This is a genomic window from Isoptericola sp. NPDC019571 (assembly GCF_044389385.1).
In the GTDB taxonomy this organism is placed as follows: Bacteria; Actinomycetota; Actinomycetes; order Actinomycetales; family Cellulomonadaceae; genus Isoptericola; species Isoptericola nanjingensis.
Genome location: NZ_JBIRXZ010000009.1, coordinates 1 through 22895, shown reverse-complemented (window position 1 = coordinate 22895; position 22895 = coordinate 1). Strand labels below are relative to the sequence as shown.

19 protein-coding genes are annotated in these 22895 nt (G+C 74.8%); 10 read left to right on the top strand and 9 right to left on the bottom strand.

Translation table 11 applies throughout. The features are described from left to right. The first annotated feature begins 6 nt into the window (after positions 1 to 6). Positions 7 to 297 (top strand): DUF1905 domain-containing protein, encoded by a 291-nt coding sequence (locus ACH443_RS15700; RefSeq protein WP_430555415.1) that lies wholly within the window; start codon positions 7 to 9, stop codon positions 295 to 297. Between the two features lie 86 nt (positions 298 to 383). Here the strand turns inward: ACH443_RS15700 and ACH443_RS15695 are convergent, their stop codons facing one another. After that, on the bottom strand, positions 384 to 1355 hold the full coding sequence (locus ACH443_RS15695) for an alpha/beta hydrolase (RefSeq protein WP_430590815.1): 972 nt from the start codon (positions 1353 to 1355) through the stop codon (positions 384 to 386). Positions 1356 to 1430: 75 nt separating this feature from the next. Between ACH443_RS15695 and ACH443_RS15690 the strand changes: the two genes are divergently transcribed. From ACH443_RS15690 to ACH443_RS15680, 3 genes are all read left to right on the top strand, one after another. Then, on the top strand, positions 1431 to 2975 hold the full coding sequence (locus ACH443_RS15690; protein WP_430590814.1) for an alpha-N-arabinofuranosidase: 1545 nt from the start codon (positions 1431 to 1433) through the stop codon (positions 2973 to 2975). Between the two features lie 55 nt (positions 2976 to 3030). After that, a complete protein-coding gene (locus ACH443_RS15685; protein WP_430590813.1) occupies positions 3031 to 4308 on the top strand; it encodes an MFS transporter in 1278 nt (425 codons plus the stop codon). A gap of 260 nt (positions 4309 to 4568) precedes the next feature. Continuing rightward, entirely contained in the window at positions 4569 to 7187 is a 2619-nt protein-coding gene (locus ACH443_RS15680; protein ID WP_430590812.1) for a polysaccharide lyase family protein, read from the top strand. An 81-nt stretch (positions 7188 to 7268) separates the two neighbouring features. On the opposite strand, the gene ACH443_RS15675 is transcribed toward ACH443_RS15680, so the two are convergent. Beyond that, positions 7269 to 9326 carry a heavy metal translocating P-type ATPase gene (locus ACH443_RS15675; protein ID WP_430590924.1) on the bottom strand — a complete coding sequence of 686 codons (2058 nt, stop codon included), beginning with the start codon at positions 9324 to 9326 and terminating at the stop codon, positions 7269 to 7271. A 194-nt stretch (positions 9327 to 9520) separates the two neighbouring features. Between ACH443_RS15675 and ACH443_RS15670 the strand changes: the two genes are divergently transcribed. The 3 genes from ACH443_RS15670 to galE all read left to right on the top strand — a co-directional run bounded on the left by ACH443_RS15670 (position 9521) and on the right by galE (position 13907). Further along, positions 9521 to 10348: an arabinan endo-1,5-alpha-L-arabinosidase gene (locus ACH443_RS15670; protein ID WP_430590923.1), complete on the top strand. Its 828-nt coding sequence runs from the start codon at positions 9521 to 9523 to the stop codon at positions 10346 to 10348. Positions 10349 to 10461: 113 nt separating this feature from the next. Further along, positions 10462 to 12684, top strand: a complete 2223-nt coding sequence (locus ACH443_RS15665) for a HelD family protein (RefSeq protein ID WP_429763020.1) — start codon at positions 10462 to 10464, stop codon at positions 12682 to 12684. A 119-nt stretch (positions 12685 to 12803) separates the two neighbouring features. Further along, complete coding sequence (galE, locus tag ACH443_RS15660) at positions 12804 to 13907, top strand: UDP-glucose 4-epimerase GalE (protein WP_430590811.1); 1104 nt, start codon at positions 12804 to 12806, stop codon at positions 13905 to 13907. Positions 13908 to 13923: 16 nt separating this feature from the next. On the opposite strand, the gene ACH443_RS15655 is transcribed toward galE, so the two are convergent. From ACH443_RS15655 to ACH443_RS15635, 5 genes are all read right to left on the bottom strand, one after another. After that, positions 13924 to 14925, bottom strand: a complete 1002-nt coding sequence (locus ACH443_RS15655; protein WP_429763018.1) for a TAXI family TRAP transporter solute-binding subunit — start codon at positions 14923 to 14925, stop codon at positions 13924 to 13926. Then, on the bottom strand, positions 14922 to 16328 hold the full coding sequence (locus ACH443_RS15650) for an ATP-binding protein (protein WP_430590810.1): 1407 nt from the start codon (positions 16326 to 16328) through the stop codon (positions 14922 to 14924). Before ACH443_RS15650 ends, ACH443_RS15655 begins: the two co-directional genes overlap by 4 nt. Positions 16329 to 16334: 6 nt before the next feature. Then, positions 16335 to 17072 (bottom strand): response regulator transcription factor, encoded by a 738-nt coding sequence (locus tag ACH443_RS15645; RefSeq protein ID WP_429763016.1) that lies wholly within the window; start codon positions 17070 to 17072, stop codon positions 16335 to 16337. A gap of 60 nt (positions 17073 to 17132) precedes the next feature. Further along, positions 17133 to 18104 (bottom strand): CorA family divalent cation transporter, encoded by a 972-nt coding sequence (locus ACH443_RS15640; RefSeq protein ID WP_430590809.1) that lies wholly within the window; start codon positions 18102 to 18104, stop codon positions 17133 to 17135. Positions 18105 to 18233: 129 nt separating this feature from the next. Next, on the bottom strand, positions 18234 to 19523 hold the full coding sequence (locus ACH443_RS15635; RefSeq protein ID WP_430590808.1) for an MFS transporter: 1290 nt from the start codon (positions 19521 to 19523) through the stop codon (positions 18234 to 18236). 87 nt (positions 19524 to 19610) lie between these two features. Here ACH443_RS15635 and ACH443_RS15630 point away from each other — a divergent pair, with 87 nt between their 5' ends. After that, complete coding sequence (locus ACH443_RS15630; protein WP_430590807.1) at positions 19611 to 20582, top strand: DUF5937 family protein; 972 nt, start codon at positions 19611 to 19613, stop codon at positions 20580 to 20582. A gap of 5 nt (positions 20583 to 20587) precedes the next feature. Here the strand turns inward: ACH443_RS15630 and ACH443_RS15625 are convergent, their stop codons facing one another. After that, positions 20588 to 21154 (bottom strand): TetR/AcrR family transcriptional regulator, encoded by a 567-nt coding sequence (locus ACH443_RS15625; protein WP_430590806.1) that lies wholly within the window; start codon positions 21152 to 21154, stop codon positions 20588 to 20590. 100 nt (positions 21155 to 21254) lie between these two features. Here ACH443_RS15625 and ACH443_RS15620 point away from each other — a divergent pair, with 100 nt between their 5' ends. After that, positions 21255 to 21569, top strand: a complete 315-nt coding sequence (locus tag ACH443_RS15620; RefSeq protein WP_429763214.1) for a DMT family transporter — start codon at positions 21255 to 21257, stop codon at positions 21567 to 21569. 1 nt (position 21570) lies between these two features. Next, entirely contained in the window at positions 21571 to 21960 is a 390-nt protein-coding gene (locus ACH443_RS15615) for a DMT family transporter (protein WP_429763007.1), read from the top strand. An 18-nt stretch (positions 21961 to 21978) separates the two neighbouring features. Here the strand turns inward: ACH443_RS15615 and ACH443_RS15610 are convergent, their stop codons facing one another. Further along, positions 21979 to 22734 (bottom strand): SDR family NAD(P)-dependent oxidoreductase, encoded by a 756-nt coding sequence (locus ACH443_RS15610; RefSeq protein WP_429763006.1) that lies wholly within the window; start codon positions 22732 to 22734, stop codon positions 21979 to 21981. Positions 22735 to 22895: the final 161 nt, after the last annotated feature.

The following is a 22895-nucleotide window of genomic DNA, read 5'->3' as shown; positions in this document are numbered from 1 at the left end:
GGACGCATGGAGCTCGAGGTGCGCGGCGAGGTGTTCCAGTGGCGCGGTCCCGCGCCGTACTACTACGTGGCCGTCCCCGACGCCGAGGCGGAGCGGATCGCCGCGGTCGCGGCGCTGGTCACGTACGGCTGGGGCGTCATCCCCGTGACCGGCCGCCTCGGCGGCACCACGTTCACCACCTCCCTGTTCCCCAGGGACGGCGGCTATCTCGTGCCGCTCAAGGACGCCGTGCGCCGGCCCGAGGGCGTGGACGACGGCGACGAGGTGGTCGTGCACCTCACCCTGGACGGGGTGTGACCCCGGCACGAGGTAGCACCGAGCTCGCCGAGGTAGTACCGATCTCGCCGAGGTAGTACCCGTCCCGGCGAGGTAGTACCTCGCGGCTACCGCGCGAGGCCGTCGACGAACGCGACGGCGGCGCCGGAGATCTGCGCGCGGGCGTCGTCGTGGGAGATCGTCGGGGTGCCGTCGCCGGGCTGCGGGCCGTAGTCGCCGAAGTACGCGTGCCCGGCGCCCTCGACGACGGTGAACGCGGCGTCGGCGGGCAGGTCGGCGCGCGACGCGTCGATCTTCGCCGGGGTGGCGAGACCGTCCTCGCTGCCGGAGACGGACGCGACGGCGGCGGTCAGCGTGCCGCTCATGTCGCCCGCCGGGTAGGAGGCGAACAGCAGCAGCCCGGCCGCGGGTGCCTCGGCGTCGTCGTCCGCGGTTTCCGCCGCCATGGCCGCGACGGTGCCGCCGAGCGAGTGGCCGCCCACCACCCATCGGTCCGCGTCCACCGCCGCGCGGGCGTCGTCGAACGCACCGGTGGCGAGGAACGCGATACCGAGCGGCTGCTTCGCGACGAAGACGGTGTGCCCCGCCTCGGCGAGCGGACGCAGCACCGCCGCGTACGCGCGGGCGTCGACCCTCGCCCCGGGCTGGAAGAACACGGCCGTCCCGTCGCCCCCGCCGGCCGGGGTCAGCACGTACCGGGTGGCGCCCTCGGTCACCGTCACCGCGTCGTCCGAGCGCATGTCCTCGAGCGCCGGCTCGACCGCGACGAACGGCCGCAGCCACGCGACCAGCACGATCCAGGCCGCACCGACCACGAGCAGCGCCACCCGTCCCGCGCGCCGCCACCCCGGGCGCGCGGGACGACGGCGCAGCGCCCGCACCCCGGCGACGACCGCCCCCACCAGCGTCAGCGCCAGCAGCACCGCGTACGCCGGGTGTCCGTGCACCACCGCACCCCACGCCGTCGCGCACGCCCACGCGACGACGAGGACGGCGGCGGCCGCGACGACGAGCGTGGCGACACGCAGCCAGGTGGGGGCGAGGGCCGGTACGGGGGCGGGATCCGGGGTGTTCGGCACATGAGGAGTCTGGCATCCGCGCGGGGCTCCGCGGGTATCGTCTGACCGCCACCTGCAACGTTGGAGGATTCCCCCGTGACCGACCTGTCCACGAGCACGCCCGACCTCGCCCTCGACGCCGTCGTCGACCTCGACGTCCCCGGCCCCACGATCAGCCGCCACCTGTACGGGCACTTCGCCGAGCACCTCGGCCGGTGCATCTACGAGGGCTTCTGGGTGGGCGAGGACTCCGACATCCCGAACGTCGGCGGCATCCGCACCGACGTCGTCGAGGCGCTGCGGGAGCTGGCGATCCCCAACCTGCGCTGGCCGGGCGGCTGCTTCGCCGACACGTACCACTGGCGTGACGGCGTGGGCCCGGCGGCCGACCGTCCCCGGATCGTCAACACGCACTGGGGCGACGTCGTGGAGGACAACTCCTTCGGCACGCACGAGTTCATGGCGCTGTGCGACCTGCTCGGCACCGCCCCGTACATCTCGGGGAACGTCGGCTCGGGCACGGTCCAGGAGACGGCGGACTGGGTCGAGTACCTGACCCGCGGCGACGACTCGCCCATGGCCCGTCTGCGCCGCGAGCACGGCCGCGACGAGCCGTGGGGCGTGTCGTTCTTCGGCATCGGCAACGAGCCGTGGGGCTGCGGCGGCAACCTGCGCGCGGACCAGTTCGCCTCGCTGGCGCGGCAGCACGCGACGTACGCGCGCGACCACGGCGGCAACCGCCTGGTGCGGGTCGCGGCGGGCGCGTCGGACGACGACTACGCGTGGACCGAGACGCTCATGCAGCAGGTCGCGAAGCTCGGCGACGCGGAGCCGCGCGACCTGTGGCAGATGGTGTCGTTCCACTTCTACACGTTCGCCGGGACGTGGGGGGACAAGGGCGCCGCCACCGAGTTCACGCGCGACGAGTACTGGGCCACGATGCGCAAGGCGCTCGACGTGCGCCGCATCATCGCCGGGCACTCCGCCGTGATGGACGCGTACGACCCCGAGGCCAGGCTCGGTCTGGCGCTCGACGAGTGGGGCACGTGGTGGAACGTCGAGAAGGACACCAACCCCGGCTTCCTGTACCAGCAGAACGCGATGCGCGACGCCCTCGTCGCGTCGGTGCACTTCGACGTCTTCCACGACCACGCCCGCCGGCTGCGCCTCGCGAACATCGCGCAGACGGTGAACGTGCTGCAGTCGATGCTGCTCACCGACGGCGCGAAGATGATCAAGACGCCGACGTTCCACGCCTTCGCAATGAGCGCGGGCCACCACGACGCCGCGAGCCTGCCGGTGCGCGAGCGGTCGCCGCGGGCCACGCACGACGTCGACGGCACGGCCGTGGGGACGGTCTCGGCGTCGGCGTCGACGAAGGACGGTGCGGTGCTGGTGTCGCTGACCAACCTCGACCCCGACGCCGGCGCCACGGTGCGGATCGACCTGCGCGGTCACGCGGTGAGCGACCCCGTCGCCACGGTGCTGGCGGCGGACGACCCCGCCGCGCACAACACCTTCGACGCGCCCGACGCCGTCGCGCCGCGCCCGCTCGACGGCGTGCGTCTCGAGGGCGGTGTCCTCACCGCGGAGCTGCCGCCCGCGGCGTTCGCGACGGTGCGTCTCACCGTGAACGCGTAGCCACCATACGAGACAGATAGTCCCGCTGAACGGACATCGGGTGTAGACCTGGGGCATGACCAGCCCTGACGTCGAGGACCCCGCCGTCGCCGACCCCGAGCAGCGGTACTGGCGGCGGAACCTCGCCGTCGGCACGGTCGGGTCGTTCACCACGCTCGTCGCGATGACGCTGCTGGTGCCGTTCCTGCCGGAGTACGTGCGGCAGCTCGGCGTGGACGACCCGGCCGCGGTCGTGCGCTGGTCGGGCGTCGCGTACGGGGCCACGTTCCTCACGGCGGCGCTCACCGCGCCGCTGTGGGGAGCGCTCGGCGACCGGTTCGGCCGCAAGTCCATGCTGGTGCGCGCCAGCCTGGGCATGGCGGTCGCGATGACGCTGCTCGGGTTCGTGCAGAGCGTCGAGCAGCTCGTCGCGATGCGGCTGCTGGTGGGCCTGCTCGGCGGCTATTCCTCCGGGGCCACCATCCTCGTGGCAGCGCAGACGCCGAAGGACCGCAGCGCGTGGGCCCTCGGGGTGCTGTCGTCGGGCATCCTGGCGGGCAACGTCGTCGGGCCGCTGGTCGGCGGCTTCGTGCCCGCCTGGGTGGGCATCCGGACGACGTTCGTCGTGTGCGGGGCCGTGATCTTCGTGGCGTTCCTCGCCACGACGTTCCTGCTCCGCGAGCCGCCGGCCGGGCCGCGTCCGCCCCGGGCCGCCACCCGCCGTCACGGCGTGTGGTCGCAGGTGCAGCGCCCGGGCGCCGTCGTCGCGCTGCTGGCGACGTCGAGCCTGCTGCTGTTCTCGACGATGTCGATCGAGCCGATCGTCACCGTCTACGTCGAGGACCTGGGCCAGCTCTCGCACGCCGCCGGCGTCGCGGGGATCCTCGTCGCGCTGACCGCCGTGGGCAGCGTCGTCGCGGCGCCGCGGGTGGGCCGGCTCGCGGACCGGGTCGGGCACACGCGCGTGGTCGTCGCCTGCCTCGCGGCGGCGGGCGTGCTCGCCCTGGCGCAGGCGCTCGTGACGAACGTCTGGCAGCTCGGCGTGCTGCGCGTGCTGCTGGGCCTGAGCCTCGGCGGCCTGCTGCCGTCGATCACCGCGGCCGTGCGCCACCTCGCCCCGCCGGACGCCGTCGGCCGGGTGCTGGGGCTCGGCGTCTCCGCGCAGCACGTGGGGCAGGTCGCCGGCCCCGTGCTCGGCGGCCTGGTCGCCGCGCAGGCCGGCCTGCGCGCCGTCTTCGTCGCCACGGCCGTCGTGCTGCTCGCCGCGGCCGCGCTCAACCTCGTGATCCTCCGTCGCGGCGGAGCGCGAAACCCGTCGACCGCGACGCCGGAGGCCGTGACACTCGGGTCATGACGATCACGCGCCTCGACCCCGCGGGCCTGCACGTGACTCCGGGCTACCACCACGTCACGATCGTGGAGGCAGGGAATCACGCCTCGCCCCCGCGTTCACCAGCGCCAGCACGCTGCTCGGGGTGGCCCAGCTGGGATTCCCCGGGCAGCTCGTCGAGGTGGACCTGACCGCCGCCCTCCCGCCCGCGACCTGAGCTCGACACTCCAGTCGTCTAATGAATCCTTCCAATCGACGATTGAATCGTGCTAATTTCCCGTGGCATGACCACATCGGCCGCAATGACGCGGCGCACGTTCGGGAAGCTGGCCGGGATCACCGCAACAGCGCTGCTGCCGTGGGCGCAAGCCCCACGCGCCGCCGCCTCGGGACCGCCTGAGGTCGTCGAGACGGACACGCACGTCGTCGTGGACAACGGCCTCGTCCGCCTCACCGTCGACAAGTCGAATGGTCGGACCACCTCGCTCGTCTACGACGGCGTGAACCTGGTCGGCCGCGGGAACTACGACATGAACACCGTCCGCGAGGGCGGGGGGCTTCCGCTCCCGCCGGCGGACAACCACCTCACCGTCCGGGTCGAGCAGGACTTCGTCGACGTCGCGTACCACCACAGCCCGTCCGGCGACATGCCGTGCTGGCTGGTGCGGCACCACGTCGTGCGCTCCGACGAGGCCGGCATCCACCTCGCGTACAGCTACGACCACCCCGCGGAGCTGCACGGCTTCCGCACCGACCAGCACCGGTACGTCTTCTACACGGCGGGCGGCGTCTTCACGCACGCCTCGGTGGAGGACGACGCCGACGCCGTCCGGTGGCGCGAGGCCGCGGCACGCATGCCCACAGGCGGCGAGATCTCGCGCGCCGAGATGGTGATGGACGCGACCTACGACCTCGAGGGCACCGGCTCCGCCTACCCCCGCCGCTACTACACGAAGTACGACTGGGCCGTGTCCATGAAGGACCACAGCCTGCACGGGCTGTACGGCAGCGGCTACGGCATGTGGGCCGCCCTGCCGAACCTCGAGGGGTTCAGCGGCGGCCCGGTGCGCCAGGACCTGATCCTGCACCAGACCGGCGACACCCCCGTGCTGCTCGTGGAGCCGCAGGCCACCCACTACGGCGCGCCGCCGGTGCGCGTCGCGGCCGGGCAGGCGTGGCAGAAGACGTACGGGCCGTACTTCGTCTACCTCAACAAGGGCGGCGACCCGCGCGCCCTGCGCCGCGACGCCGCCCGCCAGGCGCGCTTCGAGGCGCACGCCGAGTTCTACGACCGGCTCGCGATCGAGGGCTGGACGCCCACCGCGAAGCGCTCCCGCGTGCGCGGCACGGTGCGGGTCCCCGGCACGCCGAACCTCGAGGGCGCCGTCGTCGTGCTGTCGGACAACGGGACGCCCATGCAGGACTCCGTGCTCGGCCACAACTACTGGGCCGACCTCGGTCGGGGAGGGCAGTTCACGCTCGACCACGTGCGCCCCGGCACCTACCGCCTCACCGTCTACGGCGGCGGCCTCTGGGGCGAGTACGTGATCGACGACGTCGAGGTGGGCGCCGGCCAGGAGGTCACGCTGGGCCGCATGCTGTGGGAGCCCACGAGCCACGGGCGCACGGTGTTCCAGCTCGGCACCCCCACCCGCGACTCCCGGGAGTTCCGGCACGGCCGGGAGTTCCGGCGCTACGGCCTGTTCGAGTCGTTCCACGACGACTTCCCCGACGGCGTCACGTACACGGTCGGCACGAGCACGGCGAAGGACTGGAACTACATCCAGTACCAGCGGTCGTACCCGGTGCAGGCGCCGGAGGGCACGGTGCTCCCCGAGGATGCCGACGGCGTCCGGCTGTTCGACTTCGGCACCGCGTCCAGCCCCGTCGCCGCCGGGTACCAGCGGGTCGCGCAGAACACGCTGTACTCCGCCGGGGCGGGCTTCGGCCTCGACCGGGCGGTCGACTCCCGCGACCGCGGGTCGGACGGGGACCTGCAGCGCGACTTCGTCGTCGGGTCCGGCTACACCTTCGCGGTGGACCTGCCCGACGGCGAGTACGAGGTCACCGTGCTCTCCGGCGACGACATCGCGGCCAACAAGACCCAGGTCTCGTTCGGCGGCGGCGAGCCGGTGGCCCTCGACTCCGGCCGGGGCGAGTACGCCGTGCACACCGCGACGGTGACCGTCACCGGGGGCCGGCTCGACCTCCTCGCCGGCGGCGACGGCCGCCTCAACGCCGTCGAGATCCTCGCGGCGGACGCCGCCCTCCCCGTGCTCGGGGGCCTCGAGGTCGACGGCGCGGACCTGGTGCCCGGCTTCAGCACGTTCCGCTCCGACTTCGCCGTCGACCTGCCCTGGGACCAGGAGTCCGTCGTCGTCCGGGCCGCGGGCCGGGGCGGCGCGCAGGTCACGATCGGGGGCGACGTCGTGCCGGAGGAGGGGCTCGCCGTGGCCCTGCACGCGCAGCGCACCGTCCTCGAGCTCGTGGTGAGCGACGGCGACGGCGGGGCGACGACGTACCGGCTGCACGTCACCCGGCAGGAGAGCCCGTGGCGCATCCTGTTCGACCTCGACCGCGCGCCGGCGGCGGGCGCGCAGGCCACCCTGACGATCGCGCTGGCGGCGTGGGCCATGGGCTCCGCGCTGCCGGTGCCGCCGGAGAACAGCAACCTCACGATCACGGTCAACGGGGAGCCGTTCGTCTGGACCTTCGGGCCCGAGGACGCGAAGGGGGCCACCTACCGCAGCGCGCGCGGCGGGCGGAACTACACCCGCGAGATCGCCTTCGACGCGGGCCTGCTGAAGCCGGCCGGCAACGAGATCACGCTGCAGATCAACGCCGGCGCCGAGCACCTGTGGAACGAGGCGGCCTACGACGCCGTCCGGCTCGAGATCGGCTGAGCCGACATCGGTCCTCCGGTGCGAGATCGGTCGGGATGTCGACCGATCTCGCACCGGAGGACCGGTGTCAGGGCCCCGCCGTCAGCGTCCGAGGACGTCGCGGGACACGACGTCGGGCCGCAGGTCCAGCCGCCGCAGCAGCTGGGCGTTGAGCGCCACCACCACGGTGGACAGCGACATCAGCAGTGCGCCGACGGACATCGGGAGCACGAACCCGACCGGGGCGAGCACGCCCGCCGCCAGCGGCACGGACAGCAGGTTGTAGCCCGCCGCCCACCAGAGGTTCTGCGTCATCTTGCGGTAGCCGGCCCGCGAGAGCTCGATCACGGACAGCACCGACCGGGGGTCGTCGCTGGCGAGGATCACGCCCGCCGACGCGATCGCGACGTCCGTGCCGGCGCCGATCGCGATGCCGACGTCCGCCTGCGCGAGCGCCGGGGCGTCGTTGACGCCGTCGCCGACCATCGCGACCCTGTGGCCCTCGGCCTGCAACCCCGCCACGCGCGCCGACTTGTCCTCCGGGCGCACGCCCGCGAAGAACCGGTCGACGCCGAGCTCGTCGGCCACGGACCGCGCCACCGCCTCGGCGTCGCCCGTGATCATCACGACCTGCACGCCCCGCCGGTGCAGCGCCTCGACCGCCTCGGCGGACTCCGGCCGCACCTCGTCCGCGAGCTTCAGCCCGCCGACGACGGCGCCGTCGCGCAGCACGTGCAGGATGATCGCGCCGTCGCCCCGCCATGCCTCGGCCTCTGCCACCTCGTCGACCCGCTGCTCCTCGAGCAGGCGGGGGCCGCCCACGCGCACCTCGTGCCCGTCGACCGTCGCGACGACGCCGACGGCGGGCGACGACGAGAAGTCCGTCGCGCGCGGGACGTCGAGGCCACGGGCCTCCGCCGCCCGGACGATCGCCCGGGCCAACGGGTGCTCGCTGTCCGCCTCGGCGGCGGCCGCCAGCGCCAGCACCGCGTCGTCCTCGTCCGGGCCCGAGCTCGTCCCCGCCACCGTCGCGACCTCCGCGACCGTCGGCTCGCCCTTGGTGAGGGTGCCGGTCTTGTCGAAGAGGACGGCGTCCACGGTGCGCATGCTCTCGAGCGCCAGGCGGTCCTTGATGAGGACGCCGCCGCGGGCGGCTCGCTCGGTGGCGATGGAGACGACCAGCGGGATGGCCAGGCCCAGCGCGTGGGGGCAGGCGATGACCAGCACCGTGATGGTGCGGATCACGGCGTCGTCCGGCAGCCCGGACGCCGTCCAGGCGATCGCGGTGACGACGGCGGCGCCGAGCGCGAACCAGAAGAGCCACCCCGCCGCGCGGTCGGCGAGCCGCTGGGCCCGCGACGACGAGGCCTGCGCCTCGGCGACCAGGCGCTGGATGCCGGCGAGCGCGGTGTCGTCGCCGGTCGCGGTGACCTCGACGCGCAGGCCGGAGTCGGTCGCGACCGTGCCGGCGGTGACGGCGTCGCCCACCGTGCGGCCCACCGTGCGCGACTCGCCGGTGACCATCGACTCGTCCATCTCCGCGCGGCCGTCGACCACACGGCCGTCGGCGGGGACGCTGGCGCCGGGCCGGACGAGGACGACGTCGCCCACGCGCAGGGACGCCGGCGGGACCGTGACGACCTGCTCGCCCTCCACGCGCTCCGCCTCGTCCGGCAGCAGCGCCGCCAGCGAGTCGAGCGCGGAGGTGGTCTGCGCCAGGGACCGCATCTCGATCCAGTGGCCCAGCAGCATGATGACGACCAGCAGCGCGAGCTCCCACCAGAAGTCGAGCTGGTGGTCGAGCACGCCGAGGCTGGCGCCCAGCGACGCGACGAACGCGACCGTGATCGCCAGGCCGATGAGCAGCATCATCCCGGGCTTGCGGGCCTTGAGCTCCGACACCGCCCCCGTGAGGAACGGCCGGCCGCCCCACACGTAGATCACCGTGCCGAGGACCGGCGAGACCCAGTCGACCCACGCTGCGTCGAGGAGCTCGTAACCGAGCACCATCGCGAACATCGGCGACAGCGCGACGGTCGGCACCGCCAGCGCCAGCATGATCCAGAACAGGCGGCGGAACTGACCGACGTGGTCGCCGTGACCGCTGTGGCCGCCGTGACCCGGCATGTCATGGCCCGACATGTCATGGCCCGCGTGCATGTCGTGACCGGCGTGCGCGTCATGACCGGCGTGCGCGTCGTGACCGGTGTGCGCGTCGTGACCCTCGCGCGCGTGGTGGTCGTTCTCCAGGACGCGCGCGGCGTCGGGGCGCCGGTGCCCCGTGTGCTGGTCGTGAGAGGAGTGGTCCACAGCTCGATCCTTACCTCGGACGGACGGGTTCGCGATCTCGGTTTATACCCCCCTGGGGTATCCCCGCTGCCGGCAACCATATACCCCACGCCGGTATTCCGCGACCCTGGTCCACCGACCGCACGCGCTGGACCGAGGTCGGCGCCGCGTTCCCGGACGGCGCGCCCTGGGCCGACACGTACACCGGCGGCAGCACCCACCTGTGGGCGCCGGAGATCGCGTACACGAACGGCCGGTACTACCTCTGGTACTCGGCGTCGTCGTTCGGCGTGAACCGGTCCGCGATCTTCCTGGCCACCAGCCCGACCGGCGACCCGGGCACCTGGACGCACCGCGGCACGGTCGTGGAGTCGAGCACCTCCGACGACTTCAACGCCATCGACCCCGCACTCGTCGTCGACGCCGACGGCCGGTGGTGGCTGAGCTTCGGCTCGTTCTGGTCGGGCATCAAGATGATCCGCCTCGACCCGCAGTCGGGCCTGCGCTCGGGCACCGCGTTCCACTCGGTCGCCGGTCGTGGGGGCGGCGCGATCGAGGCACCCACGATCCACCGCCGCGGGGACTACTACTACCTCTACGTGTCGTTCGACGCGTGCTGCCAGGGCGCCGACTCCACCTACCGCGTCATGGTCGGGCGCTCGACGTCGGTCACCGGCCTGTACGTCGACCGCGCCGGCGTCCCCCTGACCCAGGGCGGCGGCACGCAGGTGCTCGCCGGGCACGGGTCGATCCACGGCCCGGGGCATCAGACCGTGTTCTCCGACGTCGACGCCGACGTGCTGATGTACCACTACTACGCCGGCTCGGGCGCGTCGTTCCTCGGCATCAACCTGCTCGGCTACGACGACGCCGGCTGGCCGTACGTCTACTGACGCCGCCACCCCGCGGCGTCGCCGAACCGGCATGAGTGGGCGGGCGGGCCGGGAACAATCGCGACGGGCGGCGCGTTGGGGCAGGGCCCCGTACGCCGTACGAAAGAGGTCTCGTGCCCCAGCCCGCCACCCCGCACACCGCCGCCACCTCCTCCGACACGACCTCCGGCACCGCCGACGACGTCGTCACCAGCGCGGTCGTCGCCGGCGCGATCGACGAGGAGCAGGCCGCCCTCGACGCCGCGTGGTCACGACGCGCCGCGGTGCTCGACGACCTGGAGCGCACCCTCGCCACAGCGCGCCCCGAGGACGCCGCGGCCCGCGCGCGGATCGCGCGGCTGCGGAGCCGGCGCGCGGAGCTGCGGGCGGCGGACCACGGCCTGGTCTTCGGCCGGCTCGACGGCGACGACGGTTCGGTGCGCCGGCTCGGCCGCGTCGGGCTGCCCGGCGCCACCGAGGACGACGAGCCGTTGGTCGTGGACTGGCGCGCCGCCGTCGCCCGCCCGTTCTACACGGCGACACCGGTCGACGCGCAGGGCGTGCGCCGCCGGCGGCACGTGCGCACCCGCGGGCCGGAGGTCGTCGGCGTCGACGACGAGCCGCTCGACGGCGGGCTCGACGACTCGGGCCTCGTCGGCGAGGGGGCGCTGCTCGCCGCGCTGGACGAGCGGCGCACCGGCCGGATGGGCACCGCCGTCGCCACCCTGCAGCGGGAGCAGGACGACGTCGTGCGTGCGGACGCCCGCACCCCGCTGGTGGTGCAGGGCGGCCCGGGGACCGGCAAGACGGTCGTCGCGCTGCACCGCGTCGCCTACCTCCTCTTCGCGCAGCCGCACCTGGCGGAGCGCGGCGTGCTCGTGCTGGGCCCGTCGACACGCTTCCTCGACTACATCGCCCAGGTGCTGCCGGCGCTCGGGGAGACGGCGGTCGTCTCCGCCACCTGCGACACGCTCGTGCCGGGCGTGCGGCCCGCGCGCACCGAGGGGCGCGACGTCGCGGAGCTCAAGGGCCGGTCGTCGTGGCTGCCGACCCTGCGCCGGTTCGTCGCGTCGCTCGAGCCGGACGACGGCCCGCTCGCCCTCGCGCTCGACGGCGAGGAGTACGTGCTGCCCGCGGCCCAGGTGGCCGCCGCGCGCCGCGGCGCGGTGGGCGCCGGCTCCTACCACCGGGCCCGCGACCGGGTGACCGAGCGCGTGCACGACCTCCTGGTCGACGCCGTCGCGGACCGCCAGGCCGAGCTGCTCGCCCGCGCCGAGGAGGGCTTCGAGGACGTGCTGGGCCAGCTCGACGCCCGGCTGGCCGCCGCCGACGACCGGGCCGTGCACACCGGCGCGACGGGCTCCGACGTCGACGGCGTGCTGTCCGAGTCCGACCTCGAGGCGCTGCACGCGCGGGTCGCCGCCGACCGCGGCGTCGCCGCGACGCTCGAGGCGTGGTGGCCGCGGCGCGACCCGGCCGCCGAGCTCGCCCGCCTGCTGCACGACCGGGAGCTCCTGGCCGTGCACGCCCCCGACCTCACGGCCGCGGAGGTCGCGCGCGTCGTCGCCGAACCTGCGGGTGGCGCGGACGGCTGGGCGAGCAGCGACGTCCCGCTCCTCGACGCCCTCGCCGACCTGCTCGGCGACCCTCGCGAGGCTGCCGGCGCCGCGCTCGACGACGGGTCCGACGGCGACGACCACGACGTCTTCGTCGCCGCGCGGGCCGCCGCCCGCCGGGACTGGACGTACGGGCACGTGGTGGTGGACGAGGCGCAGGAGCTGTCCGGCATGCAGTGGCACATGGTGGTGCGCCGCTGCCCCACCCGGTCCGTCACCGCCGTCGGCGACATCGACCAGGCGTCGTCCGCGCACCGCCAGACCGACTGGGGCGAGGCCGTGGGCGACGCCCTCGGCGACCGGTGGCGGCGGGCCGACCTCACCATCTGCTACCGCACGCCGCGCGAGGTCATGGAGCTCACCGTCCCCGTGCTGCGGCGGGCCGGCAGCCGCAACGCCCCGCCCCGCGCCGTCCGGTCCGCGCCGGTCGCGCCCTGGTGGGCCGACGCCGACGAGCGCACGTGGCCGGGCGTCGTCGTCGACGCCGTCGCCGGGATGACCGGCCGCTACGAGGGCGGCACGGTCGGCGTCGTCGCCCCCGCCTCCCGGCTGGCCGCGCTCCGCGAGGTGCTGCCGGACGGCGTGCCCGCACTCTCCGCGACGGGCGCCAAGGGCCTCGAGTGGGACGCCGCCGTCGTGGTCGACCCGGACGGCATCGCGGCCGAGCCGCGGGGCTGGAACGGGCTCTACGTGGCGCTCACCCGGTGCACGCAGGAGCTCGCGCAGGTGCCGGTCCTCTGACGGTCGAGCGACGGTTCGCACCCTCTGACCTTCCTCAAATCGCCTGCGGGCGCCCGGTCCCGGCCACCAAGATGACGACGCGACATCAACCGCCGCGAGCTGTGAAGCGAGGAACCCCCATGCGCGTCCTGGTCACCGGAGGCGCCGGGTACGTCGGGTCGCACACGGTGCTCCGGCTGCTCGAGGCCGGGCACGACGTCGTCGTGGTGGACGACTTCTCCCGTGGCGCCCCGGCGGCGCTGGAGCGGGTGGAGGTCCTGGCGGGCCGGCCCGTGCCGGTGCACGTCTTCGACGGGGCGGACATCGACGCCCTCGAGCGGCTCTTCGACACCGAGGGCTTCGACGCCGTGCTGCACCTCGCGGGCATCAAGAGCCCCAGCGCCCGCGGCGTCCGCCCGCTGGACAGCTACGAAACCAACCTCGGCACCACCTTCACGCTGCTGCGCTGCATGGCCTGGTACGGCGTCGACCGCCTCGTCGTGTCGTCGTCGGCGGCCGTGTACGGCGAGGGTCGCGACCTGCCGCACGCCGAGGACGCGCCGCTCGCCCCCACCGGCCCGGTGGGCCGCAGCCACGCGATGAACGAGCAGATCCTGCGCGACGTCGCCGCCGACGCCGGCCCCGCCCTGCGGGTGGGCGTCGTGCGGCACTTCTCGGCGGCGGGCGCGCACCCCTCGGGATCCCTCGGGCCCGACCGGACGGGGGCGTCCGCGGGCCTGCTCACCGCCGTCGCGGAGGCCGCCGCCGGGCTGCGCGACGGCCTCGAGGTGCACGGGGTCGACCACCCGACCCCCGACGGCACGGCCATGCGCGACTACGTGCACGTGGACGACCTGGCGGCCGGGCACGTCGCGGCCCTGGCGGCCCTCGGCGACGCCGAGGAGCAGCTGTCCACCTGGAACCTCGGCAGCGGCCGCCCCACCAGCGTCCTCCAGCTGGTCCGCGCGTTCGAGACCGCGACCGGCCGCACCGTGCCGTACCGCGTCGCCGCCCGCCGGGAGGGCGACGTCGCCGTGTCGTACGCCGACCCCGCCCGCGCCGAGGCCGAGCTCGGCTGGAGCGCCACCCGCGGCATCGAGGACATCTGCCTCGACCTGTGGCGCTGGCACCAGCGCAACCCCACCGGGTACCCGACGACCCTGGCGCCGTCCGCACCGTGGCGCGGCGGCGTGGGACACCGCCTGCGGCTCGTCTCCGCCGTGCCGGCCGCCGCGGCCTGGTAGCGCCGCCGCGGGACCGTCAGTCCTTCGTGACGCGGTAGTACCGCAGCGCGCCGGGGTGCAGCTCGACCGGGTCGGTGAAGATCGCCCGCACCCGGTCGAGGTTCGCCGCCGACGGCACCTGCTCCGCGATCTGACCCCTCGCGTCGAACAGGGTGGACACCAGGGTGCGAGCCTCGGCGTCCGGCATGTCGGCGCGCACCATGAGGAAGTTCGGCACCGCGAGCGTCTCGACCGCCCGCGACGACCCGTACATGCCCTCGGGCACGATGCCGTGCCGGTAGCCGCTGCCGTACCGGGACCGCACGTCCTCGACCAGGTCGCCCAGGGGCACGAGGCGCACCGGGACGTCGTCGGCGAGCGCCGTCAGGCCCGGGGTGCGCAGCCCGCCGGACCAGAAGAACGCGTCGATCTCGCCCGCGCGCAGCGCCTCGATCGAGCCGTCGAGGCCGAGGCTCACGTCGGTGAGGTCCTCGGCGGGCACGTCGGCCGCCATGAGCAGCCGGTGGGCGATGAGGGCCGTGCCGGACTGCGGCGCGCCGAGCGAGACGCGCCTGCCCCGAAGGTCGTCGATGGTGCGGACCCGGGAGCCCGCCGGCACGACGAGGTGGAGGAAGTCGTCGTACACGCGGGCCAGGGCGCGCACCTCGAGCGGCTCGTCGAACTCGCCCTCGCCCGCGACGGCGTCCCGCGCGGCGTCGGCGGCGCTGAACGCCACCTGCGCCGTGCCGGCGTCGAGGCTGTCGAGGTTCTCCACCGACCCCCCGGACTCGTCGACCACGACCGGCACGTCGTAGCGGTCCTCGAGCACCTGCGCCAGCGCCGTCCCGTACGCGTGGTAGATGCCGGTGGAGCCGCCGGTCGCCACGGTGAGCGCGTCGGGGCGCTGCCCGTCCCACGGGTCGCCGGCGCCGTCGTCGCCCACGCACGCGGTGAGCAACGGCAGCGCCACCAGCGCCGTGACCAGCAGCGTCGCGAGGCGAGCCGCCCGCGACCGGCCCGCGGTCGACCCGGCCCTCACGGCGTCACCTCCGCCGCGGGGTCGAGGGGCGCGCCGTCGACCGTCGCCAGCGCGGGCACGCGCAGCCGCACCTCGAGGCCGCCGCCGTCCGGCAGGCCCAGGCGCAGCCCGCCGCCGCCCGTGGCGAGCAGCTCCGACGCGATGGCGAGGCCCAGCCCGGAGCCGCGCACGGTGCTGTGGCCCGGCGAGCGCCAGAACCGCTCCGCGAGGCGGTCCAGCTCCTCGGGCGGGACGCCCGCGCCGTGGTCGCGCACCACCACCTCGACGGCGCCGCCCGGGACGGCGGGGGCCGTCACCGAGACGTCGACGCGGCCGCCGTCGGGCGAGAACTTCACCGCGTTGTCCAGGACGGCGTCGAACGCGCACTCGAGCACGATCGGGTTCAGCTCGGCCCACGCGCCGTCGCCCGGGTCGGCGAACGTCAGCTCGCGCCCGACCGCGACCAGCCGCCAGCTCTCCACGCGCCGCGCGACGAGCCCGGCGACGTCCAGCGGGTGCGCGCCCGCGGCCAGGTTCGCGTCGTCGGCCAGGAGCAGCAGGGCGTCGAGGATGTGCGCCATGCGGACCGCCTCCGCGCGCACGTGCGCCACCTCCGTGGCGTGCTCGGGCGGCGTCGACAGGGCGAGGTCCTCGACGCGGAGCATGAGCGCGTTGAGCGGGTTGCGCAGCTCGTGCGACGCGTTCGAGACGAACTCCTGCTGCCGGTGCATGGAGTGCTCCACCTGGCCGGCCATCGCGTTGAACCGGGTGATGACCTCGCGCAGCTCGGGCGGGCCCGTGGACGGCGGGATGCGGGCGTCGAGCCGCCCGCGGCCGATCTCGCCCATCGCGGTGTCGACGGCGCGCACCGGCCGCAGCACCCAGCCCGCGGTGCGGTGCGCGATGACGACGGCCAGCACGCACATGGCCAGCCCCGCGGCGACGAGGATGCCCCAGCTCGACCAGATGCTGCGGGAGACCTCGTCCGCGTCGGACACGGTGACGACGGCGCCCACCAGGTCGCCGCCGTCGTACACGGGCTCGGCCACCACCACCCGGTCGGCCTTCCACGGCAGCGAGCTGAGGTCCGCCTCCCCGCGGCGGCCCGCGAGCGCCGCCTGCCGCTCGTCCACCTCCTGCGGGTCGAGCCCGTTCGTGGCCCACGTGACGCCCGACTGGTCGACGACGGCGGCAGCGACCCCGTACGCCTCGCGGTAGCGGTCGAGGTCGCCCTCGACGATCGCCGGGTCGTCCGCGGCCAGCGACTGCCGGGCGGTGATGACCAGGTAGCCCGCGTCCGCGAGCCGGTCCAGGTAGACCCCCTGCTGGTTCGCCCGCGCGACGTTGCCCGCGTACGCGGTGCCGAGCAGCGCCAGCACCAGCACGCAGGGCACGAACAGGATGATCGCCAGGCGGGTCCGCATCGACGTCTACGCCCCCGCGACCGTGGGCCCGCCGCCGTCGGGCGCCGCCACCCGGTAGCCCACGCCGCGCACCGTCTCCACGACGTCGGGCACGCCGAGCTTGCGGCGCAGCGACGCGACGTGCACCTCGAGCGTGCGGCCCAGGCCCTTCCAGCTGGAGCCCCACACGTCGCGCAGGATCCGCTCACGCGTGAGCACCGAGCCCTGCTGGCGCACCAGCAGCGCGAGCAGGTCGTACTCCTTGCGGGTCAGCTCGACGACGGTGCCCACCGTGCTGCCCACCAGGTCGCCGGTGCGACGCACCTCGCGCCGCGCGAGGTCCACCACCAGCCCGCGGACGCGGACGCGCGCGTCGGATGCCTCCGCGCGGGCACCGTCCCACTCGCGGCCGCGGCCGCGCCGCATGACGGCGTCGATGCGCGCGAGCACCTCGCGGACGTCGTACGGCTTGGTCACGTAGTCGTCGGCGCCGAGCTCGAGGCCGCGGATGCGCGCGTCGAGGCGGGTGCGCGCGGTGACCATGATGATCGGGGTGTCCGAGACGCGGCGGATGCGGCGGCAGACCTCGAACCCGTCGATGTCGGGCAGGGACAGGTCGAGCAGCACCATGTCGGTGCGGGGGCTCAGCTCCCGCAGCGCGGACGCGCCGTCGCGCGCGCGGACCACCTCGTGGCCGTGCCGTCCGAGCACGGACACGAGCGCGCCGGCGACATGGTCGTCGTCCTCGACCACGAGCAGCTGCACGGGACCGTCCCTCCGTCGGGCGCTTCGAGGGCGCCAGGGTAGCGGAGCGTCGCTCCGGGGTCAGAGCCAGCCCACCCGGCGGAAGACGCGGTAGAGCACCACGCAGCCGACCGCCATGAGGAGCAGCGCGAACGGGTAGCCGAGCAGCCAGTGCAGCTCGGGCATGTGGCTGAAGTTCATGCCGTAGATCCCCGCGATCACCGTGGGGTACACGAGGATCGCCGCCCACGCCGAGATCTTGCGCATGTCCTCGTTCTGCCGCACCGACACCTGCGACAGGTGCACCTGGAGCATGTCGGAGAGCAGGTCGTCGTGGGCGTCGAGGTGCCGGTCGATGCGCTCGACCGTCGACGCCACCCGCTCCAGCGTGCGCCGGTCGGCGACGACGCGGCGCTCGTCGGAGGTGAGCTCGGGCAGCTCCGCGGACACCGGCAGCAGCGCGCGCCGCGCCTCCGTGATCTCCCGCTTGAGGTCGTAGAGGCGCTGCACCGGGTCCGCCATGGTGCGGTCGAAGACGACGCGCTCGGTGTCCGCGACGGCGTCCCCGAGCGCCACCTCCACCTCCGACGCCACGCCCACCAGGCCCAGCACGACGGCGAGCGTCACCCGCTGCGCCCCCGACCCGTGCGCCGGGCCCGGGCCGCGCAAGCGGTCCAGCGCGTGGTCGTGCACCCCGGCCTCGCCCGCCTCGAACGTGAGCACCGCGTCCGGGCCGGCGAGCACTCCCAGCTCACCGGTGTGCACCTGCCGGTCGTCCTCCGTGAACCAGACCGTCGGGGTCAGCACCGCCACCCAGTCGTCGTCGAGCCAGCGCACGGCGGCCGCCGGCCGCTTCGGCACGTCCCGCGCGACGACGTGCACCTGCGCCAGCCGCTCCCGCAGCGCGGGATCGATCTCCTCCGCCGCGGCAAGGAACGACGCCTTGTCCGTGACGTGCAGCCAGCGCGCCGGGTGGTCGTCGTCCGCCGTCTCCGACGGCGCGCCGTGCGTCCCGACGAACCACTCGCGCGTCGTCGTGCCCTCGTCCGTCACACCCGCATTCTCGGACGAACCGGGCCGAAGGGCGCGCCGGGTGCCGTCCGAGGAGGCGTCACGGCGGCAGTTCGGGCCCGCCGCGGCAGTTCGAACTGCCGCCGTGAGCGCAAGCTGCCGCCCCGAGCGTCAGACGGCGGCGGAGACGACGTCGTCCACCGGCCGGACGTCCGCCGCCCGCCGCGCCACCGACGCCGCGCCGACGCCGGCGGCGACGAAGATCGCGCCCAGCGCGAGCCAGCCGGGCGTGCCGGACCGGATGGGCAGCGCGGTGACGACGACCGGCGCGACCATCCCGGCGAGCGCGTAGCCGGTCTGCGACAGGCCCTGGTAGGCGCCGGCGCGGCGCGGGTCGGCGAGCTCGAACGCCATGCCCCACCCACCGGCCTCGGACAGCACCTCGCCGAGCGAGTGCGCGACGGCGGCGAGCAGCAGCAGCGCGGTCGCGGCGACGAGGCTGCCGTGCCCGGCCGCGGCGTACAGCACGCAGGCGCCGGCCAGCAGGAGCGTGCCGCGGCGCACGGCCCGGCCGGCCGCCCGCACCTCGTGCGTGCCGCGGGACGCGCGCACCTGGAGCAGGGCCACCAGCGCCGTGTTGACTACCAGCAGCGCGGACACGACGGCGGTCGGCGCGTCGGTGGTCGCGACCCACAGCGGCACGCCCACGGTCATGACGCCGAACTGCATGGCCACGACGGCGTTGAGCACGACGCTGGCGACGTACGTGCGGTCGCGCAGCGGGTGCACCCCGGGCGCGGCCCGGTGCGCGGCGTCGTCGGCCGCGGCGGCGGCCGGGGTGTCGGCGACGGGCGCGTCGGCGAGCATCCGCGCGGCCAGCTCGGGCACCCGGCGCGGCAGGCGGACCAGCGGCACGACGGCGCCGAGCAGCAGCACCGCCGTCGCGACCATCGCGGTGCGGTACGCGGCCGCGGTGTCCACCAGCAGGGCGACGGCGGCGGCCAGCGTGCCGAGCCCGATGAGGACGTTGGTCACGACGCGCAGCCGGGCGCGGACGTCGACGCGCTCGGGACCGGTGAACCACCGGGCCAGCAGAGCCTGCCGGGCGGTGGACTGCACGCCGCGTCCCGCGCTGACGACGACGGCGACGGCGGTGAAGCTCACCGCGTCGGAGGTGAACGAGTACGCCGCCAGCGCCACCGCCTGCGCGAGCAGGCCCCACACCTGCACGCGGTGCGCGCCGCGCCGGTCCGACCAGCGCCCGGCGAGGTAGGACCCGAGCACGCCCGCGCCGCCGGCGATGCCGAGGCCGAGCCCGACGGTGGTCGCGGGCAGCCCGACCACGCGCGTGAAGTACAGGACGGAGACGGTGTAGAAGATCCCCGTCGACGCGGCGAAGGCCATGGTCGAGACGGTGAGTGCGCGCGCCACGGGGTCCCGCGGCAGGAGGGTCTGGATCACGGCACCAGTAGGGACCCGTGGGTCCGCACCCGGAACGGATGTAGCGCTGCACTACATCTATGCTCACACGATGGGACGGAGCCGCTGATGGGGTGGATGCACTACGAGCTGGCCGGCATGGACCTCGCCGACGTCCGCTTCGCTGTCTCCCCGCTGAACGAGCTGGTGCTGTCGCTGCGCGCGTGGCGCGACCCCGGCCGCTTCCCCGTGCACCTGCCGTGGCTGCGTCGCGTGCAGGAGGCCCGGCCGACCCTCGACGGGGAGATGCTGCTCGCGCTGACCAACGAGGTGATGTGGACGCCGGACTTCCTCACGCCGCGCCCGGGCAGCCCGCTCACCCGGCTCGACGACGAGCTCGCCGGCGTGGCCGCCGTCGACGACACGGTGGTGGTGCACGACCTCGCCGCGGTGCACCCGGGCGGCCTGCCCGCCCCGCTGCGCGGCCCGCTCCCCCGCGTACGACGCCGGATGCTCGACGCGCTCACCGGCTACTGGGACGCCTGCTTCGCGCCCGTCTGGCCGCGGATGCGCGCCGTGCTGCAGGCCGACGTCGTGCACCGCGGCACCGTGATCTCGGCGCGGGGCGCGGGCGCGATGTTCGCCGACCTCTCCCCGCGGGTCTCGTTCGCCGACGGCGTGGTGAGCGTCCGCCTCGGGACGCTCAGCGGGGAGTTCCGCCGCTCCACCACCGGCGCGGGGCTCACGCTCGTGCCCACCCTGTTCACCCGCGCGGCGTCGGCCCCGATCTCGCCGGAGGAGCCGCCCATGATCATGTACGGCGCGCGCGGTACGGGCACGCTGTGGCAGGCCGAGCGACATGTGGCGGGCGACGCCCTCGTCGCGGTCCTGGGCCGCGCGCGGGCCGGGCTCCTCACGGCCCTGGAGCAGCCGGCGTCGTCCACCGAGCTCGCCCGCCGCCTCGACGTCACGACCAGCGCCGTCAACCAGCACCTGCGCGTGCTGCGCGACGCCGGCCTGCTGACCTCCGCCCGCTCCGGCCGGTCCGTGCTGTACCTGCGCTCGGAGGTGGGCGACGCGCTGGTGGGCCCGGTCCGCTGAGCCCGTCAGCCCGCGACGCGCTCCAGGTGCGTGTCGAGCACGTCCAGCGCCCATCCGGCGTCGGCGTCGGGGTCCTGCCGCACGACGTGCAGCGCGAGGCCGTCGACGAGCGCGTGCAGCTCGCGCACCTCGACGCCGGACGGCGCGCGCCCAATCAGGGCGGCCAGCGCGCGGGCGCACACGTCGCGGATGGCGTCCTGCGACGCGCGGTGGCCGTCGCGCAGGGCGGGGTCGGTCATGGCCGCGGTGCCGAGCGCGAGGTACACCTCCATCTCGGTGCGCCGCTCGGCGTCCAGCGGCAGGAGCTGGGCGAGCACCTCCCGCGACCAGCTCGCGCCGTCGACGTCGACGGCGGCGACGCGCTCCTGCAGCCGTTCCAGGACGAGCGCCACGGCGCGCTCGCGCACGCTGGCCACGGTGGGGAACGTGTAGCGCAGCGAGCTCTGCGGCAGGCCGGCCTCCGCGGCCACGTTGCGCACGGACAGGGCCTCGAGGCCGTCGCGCACGAGGACGCGCCACGCGGCCTCGGACACCTGGCGGCGGCGTTCGTCACGGTCGAGCTTCTGGGGCACGCGCCCATGTTCGCACAGTCGTGCGAAGTGTGCTAGAACTGTCTTCGCACGATCGTGCGACAAACTCCCAGCAGATCCCGAACGAGGGGAAGTGAGAGCCGTGGACTGGCTGATCCTCATCGCCGCCGGCGTGATGGAGGCCGTGTGGGCGACCGCGCTGGCCGCGTCGCGCGGCTTCAAGCGACCGGTGCCGACCGTGCTGTTCGTCGTCGGCCTGGCCCTGAGCATGTGGGGCCTCGCGCACGCGATGCTCACCATCGAGGTGGGCACGGCCTACGCGGTGTGGGTGGGCATCGGCGCGGTCCTCACCGTGCTGGTCGCCATCGTCCGCGGCGACGAGCGGCTGACCGTCGCGCGGGCGCTGCTGCTGGTCGGCCTGGTCGGGTCGGTCGTGGGACTCAAGGTGGTGAGCTGACATGAGCGCCGAGAACGTGGACGCGAGGAAGAACGTGACGACCGTGGCCTGGGTGGTGCTGCTGGCCAGCGCCGTCCTCGAGGCGGTCTGGGCCACAGCCCTGCACGCCAGCCGCGGCTTCACGGTGCCGGCCGACACGATCGTCTTCGTCGTCGCACTGTCGCTGAGCATGCTCGGCCTGGGCTACGCCGCGAAGCACATCCCCATCGGCACGGCCTACGCCATCTGGACCGGCGTCGGCGCCGCGCTCACCGTCGCCTGGGCGATGGTGACGGGCGCCGAGACGGCGTCGCTCCTCAAGGCCCTGTTCCTCGTCGGCATCATCGGCTGCGCCATCGGCCTCAAGGTGGTCGGCGACGGCGGGCACGCCCGCGGCGGATCGGACGAGTGAGGAGCTGCGGCCGAGGCGTCAGACCTCTCGGCGGTGGACCACCTGCGCCGCCGCCTGGTCGCGCGGCATGAGCAGCACCTGGTCGACGTTGACGTGGGCCGGGCGGGTGGCGATCCACGCCACCGTCTCGGCGACGTCCTCGGCCGTGAGCGGCTCGACGCCGGCGTAGACGGCGTCGGCCTTCTCCTGGTCGCCCTTGAACCGGACCAGCGAGAAGTCGGTGTGCACCATGCCCGGGTCGATCTCGCTGACCCGCACCGGCTGGCCGAGCAGCTCGAGGCGCAGCACCCGGGTGAGCGCGGCCTCGGCGTGCTTCGCGGCGTTGTAGCCGGCGCCGCCCTTGTAGGGCTCGCGGCCCGCGATGGAGCCGATGGTGATGACCTGGCCGTCGCCGCTGGCGATCAGGCTCGGCAGCAGCGCCTTGGTGACGCGGACGGTGCCGAGCACGTTGATGTCGTACATGCGCTGCCAGTCGGCGAGGTCGGCGTCCGCCACGGACTCCGTCCCGAGCGCGCCGCCGGCGTTGTTGACGAGCAGGTCGCAGCGCCCGAGCTTCTCCTCGACGGCCGTGGCGAACGCTGCGACGGACGCGTCGTCCGTGACGTCGAGGGGCAGCGCGGTGCCGCCGGTCTCGGCGGCCACCTGCTCGAGGCGGTCCATGCGGCGGGCGCCGAGGACCACGTGGAAGCCCGCCGCCGCGAGGGCGCGCGCGCTGGCGGCGCCGATCCCGCTGCTGGCTCCGGTGACGACGGCGACGCGGGCGCTGCTCGGCATGGGTCCTCCTCGGGACGGTCAGGGATGCCGTCTCAGCCTAGACGCGTTGTGAGCGGGGGGGGGGGGGCGGGGGGGCCCGGGGCCCGCGGGGCCCACCCCCCCCCCCCCCCGCGGCCCCCCGGGCGGGGGCGGGCGGCGGCGCCGGCGCCGCGCGCGGGGCC

Coding starts and splice junctions, on each gene's coding strand:
- ACH443_RS15680 (WP_430590812.1), top strand. CDS start 4,569: ATGACCACATCGGCCGCAATGACGCGGCGCACGTTCGGGAAGCTGGCC.
- ACH443_RS15685 (WP_430590813.1), top strand. CDS start 3,031: ATGACCAGCCCTGACGTCGAGGACCCCGCCGTCGCCGACCCCGAGCAG.
- ACH443_RS15675 (WP_430590924.1), bottom strand. CDS start 9,326: ATGCACGCGGGCCATGACATGTCGGGCCATGACATGCCGGGTCACGGC.
- ACH443_RS15630 (WP_430590807.1), top strand. CDS start 19,611: ATGGGGTGGATGCACTACGAGCTGGCCGGCATGGACCTCGCCGACGTC.
- ACH443_RS15700 (WP_430555415.1), top strand. CDS start 7: ATGGAGCTCGAGGTGCGCGGCGAGGTGTTCCAGTGGCGCGGTCCCGCG.
- galE (WP_430590811.1), top strand. CDS start 12,804: ATGCGCGTCCTGGTCACCGGAGGCGCCGGGTACGTCGGGTCGCACACG.
- ACH443_RS15610 (WP_429763006.1), bottom strand. CDS start 22,734: ATGCCGAGCAGCGCCCGCGTCGCCGTCGTCACCGGAGCCAGCAGCGGG.
- ACH443_RS15650 (WP_430590810.1), bottom strand. CDS start 16,328: ATGCGGACCCGCCTGGCGATCATCCTGTTCGTGCCCTGCGTGCTGGTG.
- ACH443_RS15615 (WP_429763007.1), top strand. CDS start 21,571: ATGAGCGCCGAGAACGTGGACGCGAGGAAGAACGTGACGACCGTGGCC.